This window comes from Actinacidiphila sp. bgisy167, from assembly GCF_057707665.1.
The window spans coordinates 63,632-79,324 of record NZ_JBYIQP010000001.1 but is presented as its reverse complement, the minus strand read 5'-3'; the positions used below and the strand labels follow the sequence as shown (position 1 = coordinate 79,324).

Below are 15,693 nucleotides of genomic sequence, written 5' to 3'. Positions count from 1 at the left end.
GGCGGCGGCCACCGCGTGCGGAGGCCGCCGCTTGGACGTCCGCCCGTAGTAACTCCCGAATGCGCGTGGGAGGTTGCATGGCTGCGCAACGTCGTTCACGAGGTAGGGGGTCGGCCCTCGTGCGGCGACGCGCTCCCACCCCGTCACGCGCGGTGTGGCGAGCGGGCACGTGGGATGACGGGCATGCCGTGAAGGGGCCGACGGGTACGGCGTACGGGAGCCACCGCTCATCGCGGACCGCGGCGTCGTCGACCCGGAAGGTCCGTGCCCGGCGATCACCGCTGCCCCGTGTCGAACCCCGTCCGGCCGTGGGGGCCGGGAACGACGCCGTGGGACCCGCGCGAGGGCGGCGACGCGGACCGGTGCCGCCCTTCGCCCTTCGCCGGTCGCCGGTCGACAGGTGGGGCCGGGCCGCCCACCCTCGGTCCTCTCGGCGCCCCGCCAACCATGTCCGGTCGCCTCCGAGGGCTGGGCCCCGGCATCTGAGGCTCCGAGCGGGAAGACGCGGCCGCCCTCAATACTTTCGACATTTCTGGATGAGACGGAAGAAAAAGGGAAAATGGTTGAAAGCGGAACTCGGCCGTCGCGTCCCCCGAAGGAGGGACGCGGGACGCCGGCGAGATCCGCGGTGACCGCACCCACGCATCCGCTGACTCGCGGGGCCGGCCGGCGCCGTCCACCGGGGCATCGGAGCAGAAGAGGTTTCCCATGAATCACCTAGTCGAGCGACTGCGCGTTCCGCCGCAGACCCAGGACGTCGGCCCGCGGCGGCCGGGGGTCACGGCCGGCGACTGGGGCCTGCTGCTGATCCGGCTCACCTTCGGCCTCCTGATGGCGGGGCACGGACTCCAAAAGCTCACCGGATGGTTCGGCGGCCCGGGGCTCGCCGACACCGGCAGGGGCTTCGAGGCGCTGGGCTACTCGCCGGGCAAGGTCTATGCAGCCATCGCCGGCGCATCGGAGTTCCTGGGCGGCGTGGGGCTGGCGCTGGGGCTGTTCACCCCGCTCGCCGCGGCTGCCCTGATCGGCGTGATGATCAATGCCATGGCCACGGTGACCGGCACCCACGGACTGTGGGACCAGCAGGGCGGCATCGAGTACAACCTGGCCATCACGGTCGTCGCCCTCGGTGTCGCAGCCATCGGACCGGGGCGGCTGGCGCTGGACCGCTTCTTCCGCTGGGGGAGGGGCGGCTGGACCGACGCCGCCGTCGCGCTGGGGCTGGGCGGCCTGGGGGCCGCCATCGTCCTCAGCCTGTAGCCGCAGGCCCCCGCGCCGGCGGCGCACGCCTTCGCCCCCCGGGTTCGGGTCGGCGGCCAGCGTGGCCGCCCAGCCTCACTCACCCGTACGAGCGACACGTGAGGGGAGGCGCAGAAAATCGAACACATGATTGAATGACGGGCATGGCCAACACCGTGTTCCCGTCAGACCTGGTGCAGGCGCAACGCGAATGGCACCACACCTACGCGCAGCTCGCAGCGGAGCCGACCCATGCGGCGGTTCTCCGGCGGCGTCTGCTGTGGCTGTCCTGCCGGCTGTTCTGGCATCCGTACTGGCGCACCGGCCCGGGCCGCTCGCCGGCGGCCCGGGGGGAGCTGCGGGAGCTGGCGCGGGCCGCTCAGAACCCGAGGTCGGAAAGACCGGGGCGATCGTCGGGCCGCCGCCCCAGCGGCCAGTGGTACGCGCGCTCCGACTCCGCGATGGGGACGTCGTTGATGCTGGCCAGCCGTACGCGCATCAGGCCCTCGTCGTCGAACTCCCAGTTCTCGTTGCCGTAGGAGCGGTACCAGTTCCCGGAGTCGTCGTGGCACTCGTAGGCGAAGCGGACCGCGATGCGGTTGCCTTCGAAGGCCCAGAGTTCCTTGATGAGCCGGTAGTCCTGCTCCCTCGTCCACTTGCGGGTGAGGAACGCGACGATCTCCGCCCGCCCGTTGACGAACTCGCCGCGGTTCCTCCACCGGCTGTCCGGCGTGTAGGCGAGCGCCACCTTCTCAGGGTCGCGGGTGTTCCAGGCGTCCTCCGCGAGCCGGACCTTCTCGATCGCCGTCTCGCGGGTGAACGGGGGTGCCGGGGGCTTCATCGGCATGCTCTCTCCGTGGTGTCAGGGGGACGGCGCCGGGCGTCCCGATGCGGTCCAGTGCAGCCCAGAGCGGGGCTGATCGCACGTCGGCCCACCCCCTCTACCCGGCTGGCTCCTTCCGCATCCGCGGGGGAGCCCGGCGGCCCGCGCTTCAGTTGCCGGCGACGTCCTTGACCGCGACCGAGACCGGGGTGTGTCCTTCGACGAGCTCCAGGGTGAGCCCTGCCGTCGACGGGGTGTCGAGCAGCTCCGCGAGGACCGCCGCGACGTCGTCCCGCGTCACCGAACCGTGCCCGGTGGATGCGGCCAGTCGCACCCGGCCCGTACCGGAGTCGTCGGTCAGCCGGCCGGGGCGCACGATCGTCCACTCCAGGGCGGCACGACGGCGCACCTCCGCGTCGGCGGCGCCCTTGGCACGGAGATAGGCGGCGAAGACCTCGTCGCCGCCGGTGCGGCCGGCCGCGTCGGCGCCCATCGCGGAGATCATCAGATAGCGGCGCACCCCCGCGCGTTCCGCCGCGTCGGCCAGCAGCACGGCGGCGTCCCGGTCCACGGTCTCCTTGCGGGTGGCGCCACTGCCCGGCCCGGCGCCCGCCGCGAAGACGACCGCGTCGGCACCGGTCAGGGCCCGGGCCACGTCGTCCACCGACGCCGCCTCCAGGTCGAGCACGATCGGCTCGGCGCCCGCCTCGCGCAGGTCGGCGGCTTGTTCCGATGTGCGGATGAAGCCCGCCACCTCGTCCCCGCGCGCGGCGAGCAGCCGCTCCAGCCGCAGCGCGATCTGTCCATGTCCACCAGCGATCACAGTGCGCATGTCACCGACGCTACGCCCGGCGTGCCGTTCACGCCGGGTCGCGGCGGCTCCTCGACTGACGCGGCAGGTCGAGCGCCAGGGTGTCGGTGTACTCGCGTACCGCGCTGGTCCGCGAGACGACCCGTCCGCGGTGGATGACGATCCGGCTGTACGCGAGCGACAGCGCGCTCTCCAGCCGGTCGGCCCGCACCGCGAGCAGCTCGGCGGGGAAACCCGCCTCCACCCGCACTTCAGGCAGTCCCATGACGGCACGGGCATCGCGGCTCACGGCCTCGTACGCCTCCCCGGGGGCGCACTCGCCGTGCGAGGCGAGCAGGAAGGCCGCCTCGAGGGGATCGCCCCGGCCGACCGGGTTGGTCAGGTCGCGCAGCGCGCCGCTGCCCGCGGCGATCCGGGCGCCCGCCGCCCGCAGGGTCCGCACGGGCGCGGTGCCGCCCCTGCGCACCGACTCCAGCGCGCCGCAGGCGCCCTGGGGAAGTGCGGTCAGCGAGACCCCGGCGGCGGCGAGCTGCCCGGCGAGGCGGACGGTGGTGTCGTACGGGAGCCGGGCCAGGCCGCCGCAGGGGCCGAGGGTGACGCCGGGACGCAGCCCCCCCGCCATCGCGGCGAGCCGGGAGAGCCGGGCCGGATCGGCGGCGTCGGTGTGCAGGTCGACGGGGAGACCGAACTCCGCGGCGATGGCGAGCACCGTCTCCGCGTAGCCGGCCGGGTCGGGGTCCAGGTCGGGGCAGCCGCCCACCACGTCCGCGCCCATCTTGAGGGCGTCGCGGAGCGCGGCGAGGCCGTCCGCGCCGGCGGGTCCGGTGAGCACCCGCGGCACGGCCACCGTCTGCACGTCGACCAGGCCGCGCAGCGCGCGCCGGGCCTGCAGCGCCGCCTCCAGGGCGCGCAGCCCCTGGACGTCGCCGATGCGGATGTGGCTGCGCACCGCCGTGGCGCCGTGGCCGAGCTGGAGGAGGGCCCCCTCGGTGACCCTGCGCTGCACGTCCTCGGCGTCGTAGGAGGGCGGGCCCGCCGAGTCGGCGGTCAGGGCGGTGTCGAGGTGCGCATGGCATTCGGCGGGGGCGGGCAGCAGCAGATAGCCGGCGAGGTCGACCCGTGTGCCCTCGTGGAGGCTGCCGGAGGTGCCCACGGCCTCGATGCGGGCCCCGGCCAGGCGCACATCGACGGTGCGCCCGTCGGCGAGGCGGGCACCGCAGAGCAAGAGGGCGGGGGCTGGGGCGGCTTCGCCGAGCGGAGGGTCGGTGGGCTGCTGCGGCTGGCTGTCGGTCATCGCGCTCCTCGGCGCCGGAGGCAAGATCACGCGGTTCCGAGCCTAGGGCGCGCCGCCCGGTCCGTCCGGGAAGAGCGAATAGTCGTACCGGTGACGTCAAGTGACATGGGGGCCGTGCGGCTGGGACCCAGGAGGCGGCCGGTGGTCCGGCGACTGCCCGCAAGATACGGATTTCACCTTCGGCGGCGGAGCGTGTAATGTCTTCCTCGCTCGCCCCAATAGCTCAGTCGGCAGAGCGTCTCCATGGTAAGGAGAAGGTCTACGGTTCGATTCCGTATTGGGGCTCTGGTGATCGGATGACCCGCCTATCGGCGGGTGATCTCTTCATCGAAGCGGCGTAGCTCAGTCGGTAGAGCAAGCGGCTCATAATCGCTGTGTCACCGGTTCAAGTCCGGTCGCCGCTACCCTGCGTAGCCGATTGTGGGATCGGTCCTTCAATCGGCTACTCTTTCCGTGTTCAAAGTTCACATCTTATTGCCGTTCGTCAAGGAGCACTCACGTGGCCGCCACCGACGTCCGCCCGAAGATCACGCTGGCCTGCGTGGAGTGCAAGGAGCGGAACTACATCACCAAGAAGAACCGGCGCAACGACCCGGACCGTCTTGAGATGAAGAAGCACTGCCCGCGCTGCAACGCGCACACCGCGCACCGCGAGACGCGCTGACCCAGGCCGTTAGACCAACGAGGCCGCCCCACTCATCGGGGGCGGCCTCTTGGCGTTGGCGGATCCGCCGACGCGCAGCACAACAAGCTCCAGGAGGTGCCGATGGCGCTGGACCAGTCCTTCGTCGGGCGGACCTATCCGCCCACCGCCCCGTACGAGGTGGGACGGGAGAAGATCCGCGAGTTCGCCGAGGCCGTCGGTGACCCGAACCCCGTCTACACCGACCCCGAGGCGGCCAAGGCGCTGGGCCACCCCGATGTGATCGCGCCGCCGACCTTCCCGTTCGTGATCACGTACAAGGCGGCGGGGCAGGTCGTCCTCGATCCGGAGCTGGGGCTGGACTACAGCCGCGTGGTGCACGGCGACCAGAAGTTCAGCTACACCCGCCCCGTGCGGGCCGGTGACCGCCTGTCGGTGACGGTCGCCATCGAGGCCATCAAGTCGCTCGCGGGCAACGACGTCATCGACGTCCGCGGCGAGGTCCACGACGAGAGCGGCGAGCACGTGGTGACGGCGCTGATGAAACTGGTGGCGCGCGCGCCGGAGGGTGAGTGAACCGATGACGGCGAAGATCTCCTACGACGAGGTCGAGGTCGGCACCGAGCTGCCGGCGCAGTCGTTCCCCGTGGACCGCGCCACGCTCGTGCAGTACGCCGGCGCCTCCGGTGACTTCAACCCGATCCACTGGAACGAGAAGTTCGCCAAGGAGGTCGGCCTGCCGGACGTCATCGCGCACGGCATGTTCACCATGGCCTCGGCGGTCCGAGTGGTGACGGACTGGGCCGGTGACCCGGGTGCGGTCGTGGAGTACGGCGTCCGCTTCACCAAGCCGGTCGTGGTGCCGAACGACGACACGGGCGCGCTGATCGAGGTCAGCGCCAAGGTCGCGGCCAAGCTGGACGACGACGAGCGCACGGTCCGGGTGGACGTGACGGCCGTCAGCGCCGGGCAGAAGGTGCTGGGCATGTCTCGCGCGGTGGTCCGGCTCGCATAGCAGCTGCCGGGAGGTGAAGGCGGCGGGCGTGCCTGCCGCCTTTTCTCTTGGCCCGGTTCTCTTGGCCCGGCTTGTTATTGACTGATAACTTACTTCGTATGGCAGGTGACGGGATGCGGATGAGCGCGGAGGAGCGCCGCGAGGCGGCGGTCCGCGCGGCGATGACGGAGTTCGGCACGGGTGGCTACAACGGCACCTCCACCGGCGTCATCGCCAAGCGCATGGGTGTGTCGCAGCCGTATCTCTTCCGGCTCTTCCCGAACAAGAAGGCGCTGTTCCTGGCCGCCGCGGCGCGGTGCCTGGAGAAGATCCAGGCGCACTTCGAGGAGGCGGCCGCGGGGCTGGAGGGGGAGGAGGCGTTCCGGGCGATGTGCGGTTCCTACCAGGACCTCATCGGGGGTGGCGACGTCCTGCGGATGCAGCTGCAGATGTACGTGGCGGCCGTCGACGACGAGGAGATCCGCGAGGCCTGCCGGCGCGGCTGGCTGGACCTGTGGGACTTCGTCAGGGCGCGCACGGGGGTGGCCGAGCGCGAGACGGCGGAGTTCTTCGGCACGGGGATGCTCGTGAACGTACTGGTGGCGCTCGGCGTTCCGCAGGGCGAGCGCGGCTGGGCGGGGCTCGAGGCCCTCTACGCCGACCGCCTGCCGGAGAAGGGCTGACCGGTCGCGCCGCCGCCACGCTCCGGGCCCATCCATGTCCATGAAAGTTATTGATCGATTACTAATCATCTGGGGGAGTTCATGGCACAGCAATCGCAGGAGGCCAGGCGCGGCAGCGTCGTCTGGGCCCTCGTCATCACCAGCGCCGCCGGCTTCATGGCGGCGCTCGACAACCTGGTCGTCACCACGGCCCTGCCCTCCATCCGCGCCGACCTCGGCGGGGCCCTGGAGGACCTGGAGTGGACGGTGAGCGCCTACACGCTCACCTTCGCCGTCCTGCTGTTGTTCGGCGCGGCCCTGGGCGACCGCTTCGGCCGCCGGCGCATGTTCCTCGTCGGCCTCGGCGTCTTCTCGGCGGCCTCCGCCGCCGCGGCGCTCGCCCCCGGCATGGACGGGCTCATCGCCGCGCGCGCCGTCCAGGGCGTCGGCGCCGCGGTCCTGATGCCGCTCACCCTCACCCTGCTCTCGGCCACCGTCCCGCCCGAGCGGCGCGGCATGGTGTTCGGCATCTGGGGAGCCGTCAACGGCCTCGCGGTCGCCGCCGGGCCCCTCATCGGCGGCTCGCTGACCGAGCACATCTCCTGGCACTGGATCTTCTGGCTGAACGTCCCGATCGGCCTGCTGCTCCTGCCCCTCGCCAGGCTGCGGCTCGCCGAGAGCCGCGGCCTCGCCCCCCGGCTCGACGTGACCGGCACGGTGCTCGCCAGCGCGGGTCTGTTCGGCATCGTCTACGCCCTCGTCCGCGGCAATGCCGACGGCTGGACCAGCGGCCCGGTCCTCGGTGGGCTGATCGGCGGCGGTGTGCTGCTGGCCGTCTTCGTACGGCACGGCGTCCGCGCCCGCAATCCGATCCTGCCGATGCGGCTCTTCCGCAGCCGCGCCTTCGCCGCGATCAACACGGCCAGCCTGCTGATGTCCCTCGGTATGTTCGGCTCGATCTTCCTGCTCAGCCAGTTCTTCCAGAACGTCGCCGGCTACTCCCCGACACAGGCGGGGCTGCGCATGCTGCCCTGGACGGGCATGCCCATGATCGTCGCGCCCGTCGCGGGCTTCCTCTCCGACCGCCTCGGCGGTCGGCCGGTCGTGGCGGCCGGGCTCGCCCTGCAGGCGGTGGGCCTCGGCTGGTTCGCCCTGATCGTCGAGCCGGGAGTGTCGTACGCGGCGCAGGTGCCGGCGCTGATCGTGAGCGGTGTCGGGATGGCGATGTACTTCGCCCCGAGCGCCAACCTCGTCATGGGAAGTGTCCGGCCGGCGGAGCAGGGCATCGCCTCGGGCGCCAGCAACGCCCTGCGCGAGGTCGGCGGGGCCCTCGGCGTCGCGTCCCTCGCGGCGGTCTTCTCCGCGCAGGGGGGCTACGAGTCCGCGATGCGCTTCGTCGACGGCCTCACCCCAGCCCTCTGGGTGGGCGCGGTCGGCGTCGCGGCCGGCGCGCTCGCGGCCCTTGCCGTCCCGACCCGCCGCGCCGACGAGGCCGCCCCTGGGGCCACCGCGGCCCCGTCAAAGGCCCTCGCCGACGCGACCCCCTGACGGACCCCCCCTGTGAAGTCCGAGGCGGGTGCGCCGGCGAGGCGCGCCCGCCTCGGGTTGCCGGGCGACCGGGTCGAAGGAGGCGGGGCAGCACGGACCGCGTACGCCTGCCACCGCGTCGTTCAGCCGGACTCCGTCCGCCCCGCGGGCGTCCAACCCTCACCCCGGATGTCCAGCACCAGGTCCCGGTCGTGGAGTTCGTCCCCGCAGGTGCGGCAGAACTCGACGGCGTCCACCGGATGATCGTCCCGGTGCCGGAGCACGACCGGCGGCTCGTCCACCGCCCACTTGTCGCCCCACGCCAGCAGAGCCCGGATGACCGGTGCGAGATCGTGCCCCGCCTCGGTCAGGTGGTACTCGTACCGCGGCGGCCGCTCGCTGTAGGGGCGGCGTTCGACGATGCCGGCCTCCTCCAGGGCGCGCAGCCGCACGGTCAGGCGGTCCCGCGGCGCGCCCGTGTTGCGGGCGATGGCGTCGAACCGCCGGTTGCCGTAGAGGATCTCGCGGACCGCGAGCAGCGCCCATTTGTCGCCGACGAGGTGCAGGGCCGCGGCGGCGGAGCAGGGGCGCCCCGGCAGCGGGGGCACAGGTGCGGTCGGGCTCACCGGCCCAGTCTCACACAGCGGGTTGTGATCCCGAACCCGCTCGCCCTACCCTCGGGGCCGGGATATGGTTTGACTATCAAACTAACTCGTACTCGACCCCGCCCGGCACCGCACCCGCAGGAAGCGAGAACCCCATGCGCGACGCCGTCATCGTCGAAGCCGTCCGCACCCCCATCGGCAAGGGCAAGCCGGGCGGGGCGCTCGCCGGGACGCACCCGGTCGAACTGCTCGCCCACGCCCTCAAGGAACTCGTCGGCCGCAGCGGGATCGACCCGGCGCTCGTCGACGACGTCATCGGCGGCACCGTGGACCAGGTCGGCGAGCAGGCCATGAACACCACCCGCTGGGCCTGGCTCTCGGCGGGCTTCCCGGACTCCGTCCCGGCCACCACGGTGGACCGGCAGTGCGGCTCCTCCCAGCAGGCCGTGCACTTCGCGGCGCAGGGTGTCATCGCCGGTGCGTACGACATCGTCGTGGCCTGCGGCGTGGAGTCGATGAGCCGGGTGCCCATGTGGTCCAACGTGCCGCCCGGCGCGGACCCGTTCGGCCCCGGCATCGCGGCCCGCTTCCCAGGCGGAGTGGTACCGCAGGGCATCAGCGCCGAACTGATCGCCGCCAAGTGGTCGCTGGGCCGCGAGGCGATGGACGCCTTCGCCGCCCGGTCGCACCAGAAGGCCGCCGCCGCGTGGTCGGCCGGCGCCTTCGACGCGGAAGTCGCGCCGCTCGCCGGGCTCAGCACGGACGAGTCCGTCCGGCCCACGACCACGCCCGAGATCCTCGCCGGGCTGCGCCCCGCCTTCGCCGACCCCGGCTACGCCGAGCGCTTCCCGCAGATCGACTGGTCGATCACGGCCGGAAACAGCAGCCCGATCAACGACGGAGCCTCCGCCGTGCTGATCACCAGCAGCGAGACCGCCGAGCGCCTGGGGCTGCGCCCCCTCGTCCGGCTGCACAGCTTCGCGGTCACCGGCTCCGACCCCGTGCTCATGCTGACCGGCGTCATCCCGGCGACCGAGCGCGTGCTGCGCCGCGCCGGTCTGGACGTGGCGGACATCGACCTGTTCGAGGTCAACGAGGCCTTCGCCGGCGTCGTCCTCGCCTGGCTCCAGGAGACCGGCGCCGACCCCGCCAAGGTCAATGTCAACGGCGGCGCCATCGCGCTGGGCCACCCGCTCGGCGCCAGCGGCACCCGCCTGATGACGACCCTGGTCCACGCCATGCGGGCCCGGGGCGCGCGCTACGCGCTGCAGACCATGTGCGAGGCGGGCGGCCTCGCCAACGCGACGGTCCTCGAGGCGCTCTGATCCGTACGGGCGGGGGCATCCCCGGCGGCCCTGCCCGCCCGTGCACCGGACTCCCGCCGCCCGTGCACCCAACTTCCCGCCCGCCCTTACCCTGAATGCCGTGCACGTACTCAACGACGCCCCGCTCGCGCCCCTGACCACCTTCCGCCTCGGCGGTCCCGCCACCCGCCTGGTGACGGCGACCACGGACGCCGAGGTCGTCGAGGCCGTACGGGAGGCGGACGCGACGGGGACGCCGCTGCTGGTCATCGGCGGCGGCAGCAACCTGGTGATCGCGGACGAGGGGTTCGCGGGGACCGCGCTGCACATCGGGACGCGCGGCGTTGAGCTGAACGGCGCCGAGATGGAACTCGCGGCGGGCGAGGTCTGGACGGACGCCGTCGCCCGCACCGTGGAGGCGGGCCTGGCGGGCGTCGAGTGCCTGGCGGGCATTCCCGGCTCCGCCGGGGCCACGCCCATCCAGAACGTGGGCGCGTACGGCCAGGAGGTCGCCGGCACGATCACCGAGGTGGTCGCCTACGACCGGACCACCGGTAAGACGGTCGTCCTGGACAACGCCGCGTGCGCCTTCTCCTACCGGCACAGCCTCTTCAAGGCGGACCCCGCCCGCTTCGTCGTGCTGCGGGTGCGCTTCGCCCTGGAGGACGCCGACGGCATGTCCGCCCCGGTGAAGTACGCCGAGGTGGCCCGCGCCCTCGGCGTCGGCGCGGGCGACCGGGTGCCCCTGGCCACCGCCCGCGAGACGGTGCTGAAGCTGCGGGCGGGCAAGGGCATGGTGCTCGACCCGGAGGATCACGACACCTGGTCGGCGGGCTCGTTCTTCACCAACCCCGTCCTCACGGAAGCCGGCTACGCGGACTTCCTGAACCGTGTCCACGACCGGCTCGGCCCGGACAGCACGCCCCCCGCCTACCCCGCAGGCGACGGGCACATCAAGACCTCCGCCGCCTGGCTGATCGACAAGGCGGGCTTCGCCAAGGGCTACGGCAGCGGCCCCGCACGCATCTCCACCAAGCACACCCTGGCGCTCACCAACCGGGGCGGGGCGACGACCGCCGACCTGGTCGCGCTGGCCCGCGAGGTCGTCGAGGGCGTCCGCGCGGCCTTCGGGATCACCCTGGTCAACGAGCCGGTGACGGTCGGCGTGAGCCTCTGAGCCCGCCGGGACGCGCCCGATCACGCCGCCTCACGCCCGTCACGCCCGGTCGCACCTGCCAGGGCGCGTGTACGGCCCGACCGCCCACCCGACGAGCTGCGAGGCCGGGTGGTCCGGGGCCATGCCCCAGGGCGCGGCGGGGTGACCCGTCCTCCGTCGGCACGGCAACCCCAGGCGCCGCCGCATCCCGCCCAGCCGTCCGCCGGAGCGCGTCGCGACGCCGACCCCCGTACCGCCCGGGCGGGATCAGCCGGCGAGCCAGTCGTCGATCCCCGCGAGGAGCTTGGCCCGTACGCCCTCCGGCGCCGCGGAACCGCGCACCGACTGGCGGGCCAGTTCGGCCAGCTCCTCGTCGCTGAAGCCGTGCGCCTCCCGGGCCAGTTCGTACTGCGCGGCGAGCCGCGAGCCGAACAGCAGCGGGTCGTCGGCGCCCAGCGCCATGGGCACGCCCGCGTCGAACAGGGTGCGCAGCGGCACCTGCTCGGGCCGGTCGTAGACGCCGAGGGCGACGTTGGACGAAGGGCACACCTCGCAGGTGACGCCGCGCTCGGCGAGACGGGCCATCAGCCTCGGATCCTCGGCCGCCCGCACACCGTGTCCGACCCGGCTGGCGTGCAGGTCGTCCAGGCAGTCGCGGACGCTGCCCGCGCCCGCCAGCTCGCCGCCGTGCGGCGCCGCCAGCAGCCCGCCCTCCCGGGCGATGGCGAAGGCCCGGTCGAAGTCCCGCGCCAGGCCGCGCCGCTCGTCGTTGGAGAGCCCGAAGCCGATCACGCCGTGATCCGCATAGCGCACCGCCAGACGGGCCAGCGTACGGGCGTCCAGCGGGTGCTTGGTGCGGTTGGCGGCCACCAGGACGGCCATGCCCACACCCGTGTCCCGGGAGGCGCTCTCCACCGCGTCGAGGATGATCTCCAGCGCGGGGATCAGCCCGCCCAGACGCGGGGCGTACGACGTGGGGTCGACCTGTATCTCCAGCCACCCCGACCCGTCCCGGGCGTCCTCCTCGGCGGCCTCGCGCACCAGGCGCCGGATGTCGTCGGGGGAGCGGAGCACGGAGCGCGCGATGTCGTACAGGCGCTGGAAGCGGAACCAGCCGCGCTCGTCGGTCGCGCGCAGTCTGGGCGGCTCGCCCGAGGTCAGCGCCTCGGGCAGGTGCACCCCGTACTTGTCGGCGAGTTCCAGCAGGGTCGCGGGCCGCATCGAACCGGTGAAGTGCAGGTGGAGGTGCGCCTTGGGGAGGAGGGATACATCGCGTGCCATCCACAGATCCTGCCGCACCGGCGCGGGTCCCGGTACCGCTTTCGGCGGCTTTCCCCGAACGAGGGCTTGCCCGCACACACACGCGGGCCCCCTGACCGGCCGGTCCGGGGGCCCGCGTGCACGCGGCGCCGGGGCTCAGGCCTTGGCCTCGCCCAGCAGCTTCTGCATCCGGGAGACGCCCTCGACGAGGTCCTCGTCGCCGAGCGCGTACGACAGCCGCAGGTAGCCCGGGGTGCCGAAGGCCTCGCCCGGGACGACGGCGACCTCCGCCTCCTCCAGGATCAGCTCGGCAAGCTCCACGGAGCTCTGCGGCCGCTTGCCGCGGATCTCCTTGCCGAGCAGGGTCTTGACCGACGGGTACACGTAGAACGCGCCCTCCGGCTCCGGGCAGACGACACCGGGGATCTCGTTGAGCATCCGCACGATGGTCTGGCGGCGGCGGTCGAAGGCCTTGCGCATCTCGGCCACGGCCACCAGGTCGCCCGACACGGCGGCCAGGGCGGCGACCTGCGCGACGTTGCTCACGTTCGAGGTGGCGTGCGACTGGAGGTTGGTGGCGGCCTTGACGACGTCCTTGGGGCCGATGATCCATCCCACGCGCCAGCCGGTCATGGCGTAGGTCTTGGCCACGCCGTTGACGACGATGCACTTGTCGCGCAGCTCGGGCAGGAGCGCCGGCAGCGAGACCGAGGCGGCGCCTCCGTAGACCAGGTGCTCGTAGATCTCGTCGGTCAGCACCCACAGGCCGTGCTCGACGGCCCAGCGGCCGATCGCCTCGGTCTCGGCCTCGGTGTAGACGGCGCCGGTCGGGTTGGACGGCGACACGAAGAGGACGACCTTGGTCCTCTCCGTGCGGGCGGCCTCCAGCTGCTCGACGGAGACCCGGTAGCCGGTGGTCTCGTCGGCGACCACCGGCACCGGGACGCCGCCGGCCAGCCGGACCGACTCCGGGTAGGTCGTCCAGTACGGCGCGGGGACGATGACCTCGTCACCCGGGTCGAGGACCGCGGCGAAGGCCTCGTAGATGGCCTGCTTGCCGCCGTTGGTGACCAGGATCTGGGAGGCGTCGACCTCGTAGCCGGAGTCGCGCAGCGTCTTGGCGGCGATCGCGGCCTTCAGCTCGGGCAGGCCGCCGGCCGGGGTGTAGCGGTGGAACTTCGGATTGCGGCACGCCTCCACCGCCGCCTCGACGATGTAGTCGGGGGTCGGGAAGTCGGGCTCGCCGGCTCCGAAGCCGATGACCGGTCGCCCGGCGGCCTTGAGGGCTTTGGCCTTCGCGTCCACGGCGAGCGTCGCGGACTCGGAGATCGACCCGATGCGGGCCGACACGCGTCGTTCAGTTGCAGCGGTCATGTCTGCATCGTCGCAGACCCGGCGGTACCGGAGCACACGAGTTCACGTTCCGGTCGTAACCGTGCGCAATCGCTGCGAACCGTACGCGGACACGCAACGCATTCGACGCCCGGCCCGCGAGCACGTACACTCATCCGTCGATGGCCCCCGCGAGCTGATCTTGGCTGCGCACGTCGTGCAGCCGCCTGGATGCGGTACGTTGGGGACACTCAAAGGGTCGTAGCTCAATTGGTAGAGCACTGGTCTCCAAAACCAGCGGTTGGGGGTTCGAGTCCCTCCGGCCCTGCTACAAGCAGGCAGACGCTTTGAGGAATTGTTCGGCAAACGACCCGGATTCAGGTGAGGACGAGTGACGGAAGCCCTGGGCTCCACCGCGACGCCTGAGAGTGGCCGTCCCGACAGCGATTCCGCGGACGCCACCTCCAAGAAGCCCCGCCGCGGCGGCAAGCGCGGCAAGAAGGGGCCCCTCGCGCGCCTCGCGCTCTTCTACCGCCAGATCGTGGCGGAACTCCGCAAGGTCGTCTGGCCCACGCGTAGCGAGCTCATCACCTACACCAGCGTGGTGATTGTCTTCGTTGTGGTCATCATCGCGCTCGTTACCGTGATTGACTGGGGATTCAACAAGGGCGTCTCGTACGTCTTCGGGTGATTCCTCCCGCGGAGGGTGCCCGTGGCGCCCGACCGCCTGTTCCACATCGTGAAGGAAGAAGCAGCGACCGTGTCTGACCCGAACCTGTACGACGCCGACGAGACCGTCGAGGGCGACGACACCGCGCTCGACATCGTCGAGGCAGCCGACGGCGAGATCGACCAGGCGGAGGCTGCAGACGAGGCCGCCGGCGAGCCCGCCGAGTCGGCTGCCGTCCAGGTCGTCGACGAGGACGAGGCGGACGAGGCGGACGAGACCACAGGCGAGGAAGCGGCGGAGGAGCAGGCTCCGGTGGACCCGGTCGCCGCGTTCCGCGAGGAGCTGCGCACCCTCCCCGGTGAGTGGTATGTCATCCACACCTACGCCGGCTACGAGAACCGCGTGAAGTCCAACCTGGAGCAGCGCGCCGTCTCGCTGAACGTCGAGGACTACATCTACCAGGCCGAAGTGCCCCAGGAAGAGGTCGTCCAGATCAAGAACGGCGACCGCCGCACCGTCCGCCAGAACAAGCTGCCCGGCTATGTGCTGGTGCGTATGGACCTGACGAACGAGTCCTGGGGCGTCGTCCGCAACACTCCTGGCGTCACCGGCTTCGTCGGCAACGCCTACGACCCGTACCCGCTGACGCTGGACGAGGTCACCAAGATGCTGGCTCCGGAGGTCGAGGAGCAGGCAACGGCCGCCGAGGGCGGCGAGGGCGGTGCCGCGCCGAAGCGCAAGGTCGAGGTCCAGGTGCTGGACTTCGAGGTCGGCGACTCGGTCACCGTCACCGACGGCCCGTTCGCGACGCTGCAGGCCACGATCAACGAGATCAACCCGGACTCGAAGAAGGTCAAGGGCCTCGTGGAGATCTTCGGCCGCGAGACGCCGGTCGAGCTCAGCTTCGACCAGATCCAGAAGAACTAGTCAAACGATCATCCGAAAGGGCCCCTGACCAGCGGTTTCCCGTTGGGCAGGGGCTCCTTCGCGTGCTGAGGGCCGTCACCGGGCCGTCGGGCGTCTCCGGGCCTCGCGGGGGTTGCCGTCCCGAGACCCAGGGGGTGTCGTTCCTGCTGCTGCACGCGCACGAGTGGCCGCAGCTCCCGCGGGGTGAGCCGGGCGTGGATGGCGGTCCTGGCCTCGCGTGCCGAGTGGCTGCCCTGTGGTTGGCCTTGATAGTGCTCGGCATACATGCCTTGCTGCTCGGGCGTATGCCGGGCCAGTGGCTCCAACGCCGCGTTCGGCAACCGAGGCTTTGGGGAGCGGGTGCTCTGCTCGTGGCGTTCGCCGGGCTCGGATACGCATCGCTCATCGTTGTCGGCCTGGGCCTCTGGCGCTGGGGCACGTCCTGAAATCCCATCCGTGATCGCCCC

At 72.0% G+C, this 15,693-nt stretch carries 16 protein-coding genes, 3 tRNA genes and 1 pseudogene; 14 read left to right on the top strand and 6 right to left on the bottom strand.

Annotated elements, in window-relative coordinates; genetic code table 11:
• The first annotated feature begins 708 nt into the window (after window positions 1-708).
• Window positions 709-1,260, top strand: a complete 552-nt coding sequence (locus AC3ET4_RS00450; protein WP_431944543.1) for a DoxX family protein — start codon at window positions 709-711, stop codon at window positions 1,258-1,260.
• A gap of 134 nt (window positions 1,261-1,394) precedes the next feature.
• Window positions 1,395-1,592 (top strand): annotated as a pseudogene (locus AC3ET4_RS00445) (hypothetical protein); the annotation flags it as partial.
• A 26-nt stretch (window positions 1,593-1,618) separates the two neighbouring features.
• Here the strand turns inward: AC3ET4_RS00445 and AC3ET4_RS00440 are convergent.
• From AC3ET4_RS00440 to AC3ET4_RS00430, 3 genes are all read right to left on the bottom strand, one after another.
• The gene (locus tag AC3ET4_RS00440; protein ID WP_431944541.1) at window positions 1,619-2,086 is read right to left on the bottom strand and encodes a nuclear transport factor 2 family protein; all 468 of its coding nucleotides are present in this window, start codon (window positions 2,084-2,086) and stop codon (window positions 1,619-1,621) included.
• Window positions 2,087-2,231: 145 nt separating this feature from the next.
• The gene (locus tag AC3ET4_RS00435; RefSeq protein WP_431944539.1) at window positions 2,232-2,894 is read right to left on the bottom strand and encodes an NAD(P)H-binding protein; all 663 of its coding nucleotides are present in this window, start codon (window positions 2,892-2,894) and stop codon (window positions 2,232-2,234) included.
• Window positions 2,895-2,922: 28 nt separating this feature from the next.
• Entirely contained in the window at window positions 2,923-4,167 is a 1,245-nt protein-coding gene (locus AC3ET4_RS00430; protein WP_431944537.1) for an amidohydrolase family protein, read from the bottom strand.
• A 212-nt stretch (window positions 4,168-4,379) separates the two neighbouring features.
• Here AC3ET4_RS00430 and AC3ET4_RS00425 point away from each other — a divergent pair.
• The 7 genes from AC3ET4_RS00425 (at window position 4,380) to AC3ET4_RS00395 (ending at window position 8,014) form a co-directional block, all read left to right on the top strand.
• Window positions 4,380-4,452 (top strand) — tRNA-Thr (locus tag AC3ET4_RS00425).
• Window positions 4,453-4,498: 46 nt separating this feature from the next.
• Window positions 4,499-4,571 (top strand) — tRNA-Met (locus AC3ET4_RS00420).
• A gap of 95 nt (window positions 4,572-4,666) precedes the next feature.
• Window positions 4,667-4,831, top strand: coding sequence for a 50S ribosomal protein L33 (gene rpmG, locus AC3ET4_RS00415; RefSeq protein ID WP_004571794.1), 165 nt, complete (start codon window positions 4,667-4,669; stop codon window positions 4,829-4,831).
• 102 nt (window positions 4,832-4,933) lie between these two features.
• The gene (locus AC3ET4_RS00410; protein WP_431944532.1) at window positions 4,934-5,386 is read left to right on the top strand and encodes an FAS1-like dehydratase domain-containing protein; all 453 of its coding nucleotides are present in this window, start codon (window positions 4,934-4,936) and stop codon (window positions 5,384-5,386) included.
• A 4-nt stretch (window positions 5,387-5,390) separates the two neighbouring features.
• A complete protein-coding gene (locus tag AC3ET4_RS00405) occupies window positions 5,391-5,825 on the top strand; it encodes a MaoC family dehydratase (protein WP_431944530.1) in 435 nt (144 codons plus the stop codon).
• A 98-nt stretch (window positions 5,826-5,923) separates the two neighbouring features.
• Entirely contained in the window at window positions 5,924-6,487 is a 564-nt protein-coding gene (locus AC3ET4_RS00400) for a TetR/AcrR family transcriptional regulator (RefSeq protein WP_431944528.1), read from the top strand.
• An 81-nt stretch (window positions 6,488-6,568) separates the two neighbouring features.
• The gene (locus AC3ET4_RS00395; RefSeq protein ID WP_431944526.1) at window positions 6,569-8,014 is read left to right on the top strand and encodes a DHA2 family efflux MFS transporter permease subunit; all 1,446 of its coding nucleotides are present in this window, start codon (window positions 6,569-6,571) and stop codon (window positions 8,012-8,014) included.
• A 122-nt stretch (window positions 8,015-8,136) separates the two neighbouring features.
• On the opposite strand, the gene AC3ET4_RS00390 is transcribed toward AC3ET4_RS00395, so the two are convergent.
• Window positions 8,137-8,619 (bottom strand): winged helix-turn-helix transcriptional regulator, encoded by a 483-nt coding sequence (locus AC3ET4_RS00390; protein ID WP_431944524.1) that lies wholly within the window; start codon window positions 8,617-8,619, stop codon window positions 8,137-8,139.
• Window positions 8,620-8,753: 134 nt separating this feature from the next.
• On the opposite strand from AC3ET4_RS00390, the gene AC3ET4_RS00385 reads away from it, so the two are divergent.
• Together AC3ET4_RS00385 and AC3ET4_RS00380 are read left to right on the top strand one after the other, a co-directional pair.
• Entirely contained in the window at window positions 8,754-9,923 is a 1,170-nt protein-coding gene (locus tag AC3ET4_RS00385; protein WP_431944522.1) for a thiolase family protein, read from the top strand.
• Between the two features lie 100 nt (window positions 9,924-10,023).
• The gene (locus AC3ET4_RS00380) at window positions 10,024-11,079 is read left to right on the top strand and encodes a UDP-N-acetylmuramate dehydrogenase (protein ID WP_431944520.1); all 1,056 of its coding nucleotides are present in this window, start codon (window positions 10,024-10,026) and stop codon (window positions 11,077-11,079) included.
• Window positions 11,080-11,325: 246 nt separating this feature from the next.
• Here AC3ET4_RS00380 and AC3ET4_RS00375 read toward each other — a convergent pair whose 3' ends face one another.
• Both AC3ET4_RS00375 and AC3ET4_RS00370 read right to left on the bottom strand, forming a co-directional pair.
• Entirely contained in the window at window positions 11,326-12,339 is a 1,014-nt protein-coding gene (locus tag AC3ET4_RS00375) for an adenosine deaminase (RefSeq protein ID WP_431944518.1), read from the bottom strand.
• 135 nt (window positions 12,340-12,474) lie between these two features.
• Window positions 12,475-13,692, bottom strand: a complete 1,218-nt coding sequence (locus AC3ET4_RS00370; protein WP_431944516.1) for a pyridoxal phosphate-dependent aminotransferase — start codon at window positions 13,690-13,692, stop codon at window positions 12,475-12,477.
• 213 nt (window positions 13,693-13,905) lie between these two features.
• On the opposite strand from AC3ET4_RS00370, the gene AC3ET4_RS00365 reads away from it, so the two are divergent.
• From AC3ET4_RS00365 to nusG, 3 genes are all read left to right on the top strand, one after another.
• Window positions 13,906-13,978 (top strand) — tRNA-Trp (locus tag AC3ET4_RS00365).
• Window positions 13,979-14,041: 63 nt separating this feature from the next.
• Window positions 14,042-14,341, top strand: coding sequence for a preprotein translocase subunit SecE (gene secE / locus AC3ET4_RS00360; RefSeq protein WP_431944514.1), 300 nt, complete (start codon window positions 14,042-14,044; stop codon window positions 14,339-14,341).
• Between the two features lie 69 nt (window positions 14,342-14,410).
• On the top strand, window positions 14,411-15,247 hold the full coding sequence (nusG, locus tag AC3ET4_RS00355; protein WP_431944512.1) for a transcription termination/antitermination protein NusG: 837 nt from the start codon (window positions 14,411-14,413) through the stop codon (window positions 15,245-15,247).
• Window positions 15,248-15,693 lie beyond the last annotated feature (446 nt).

Excerpts from the sequence above, each read along its gene's own strand:
- AC3ET4_RS00450 (WP_431944543.1), top strand. The coding sequence starts at position 709 with ATGAATCACCTAGTCGAGCGACTGCGCGTTCCGCCGCAGACCCAGGAC.
- AC3ET4_RS00440 (WP_431944541.1), bottom strand. The coding sequence starts at position 2,086 with ATGCCGATGAAGCCCCCGGCACCCCCGTTCACCCGCGAGACGGCGATC.
- AC3ET4_RS00435 (WP_431944539.1), bottom strand. The coding sequence starts at position 2,894 with ATGCGCACTGTGATCGCTGGTGGACATGGACAGATCGCGCTGCGGCTG.
- AC3ET4_RS00430 (WP_431944537.1), bottom strand. The coding sequence starts at position 4,167 with ATGACCGACAGCCAGCCGCAGCAGCCCACCGACCCTCCGCTCGGCGAA.
- AC3ET4_RS00410 (WP_431944532.1), top strand. The coding sequence starts at position 4,934 with ATGGCGCTGGACCAGTCCTTCGTCGGGCGGACCTATCCGCCCACCGCC.
- AC3ET4_RS00405 (WP_431944530.1), top strand. The coding sequence starts at position 5,391 with ATGACGGCGAAGATCTCCTACGACGAGGTCGAGGTCGGCACCGAGCTG.
- AC3ET4_RS00400 (WP_431944528.1), top strand. The coding sequence starts at position 5,924 with ATGGCAGGTGACGGGATGCGGATGAGCGCGGAGGAGCGCCGCGAGGCG.
- AC3ET4_RS00395 (WP_431944526.1), top strand. The coding sequence starts at position 6,569 with ATGGCACAGCAATCGCAGGAGGCCAGGCGCGGCAGCGTCGTCTGGGCC.
- AC3ET4_RS00385 (WP_431944522.1), top strand. The coding sequence starts at position 8,754 with ATGCGCGACGCCGTCATCGTCGAAGCCGTCCGCACCCCCATCGGCAAG.
- AC3ET4_RS00375 (WP_431944518.1), bottom strand. The coding sequence starts at position 12,339 with ATGGCACGCGATGTATCCCTCCTCCCCAAGGCGCACCTCCACCTGCAC.
- AC3ET4_RS00370 (WP_431944516.1), bottom strand. The coding sequence starts at position 13,692 with ATGACCGCTGCAACTGAACGACGCGTGTCGGCCCGCATCGGGTCGATC.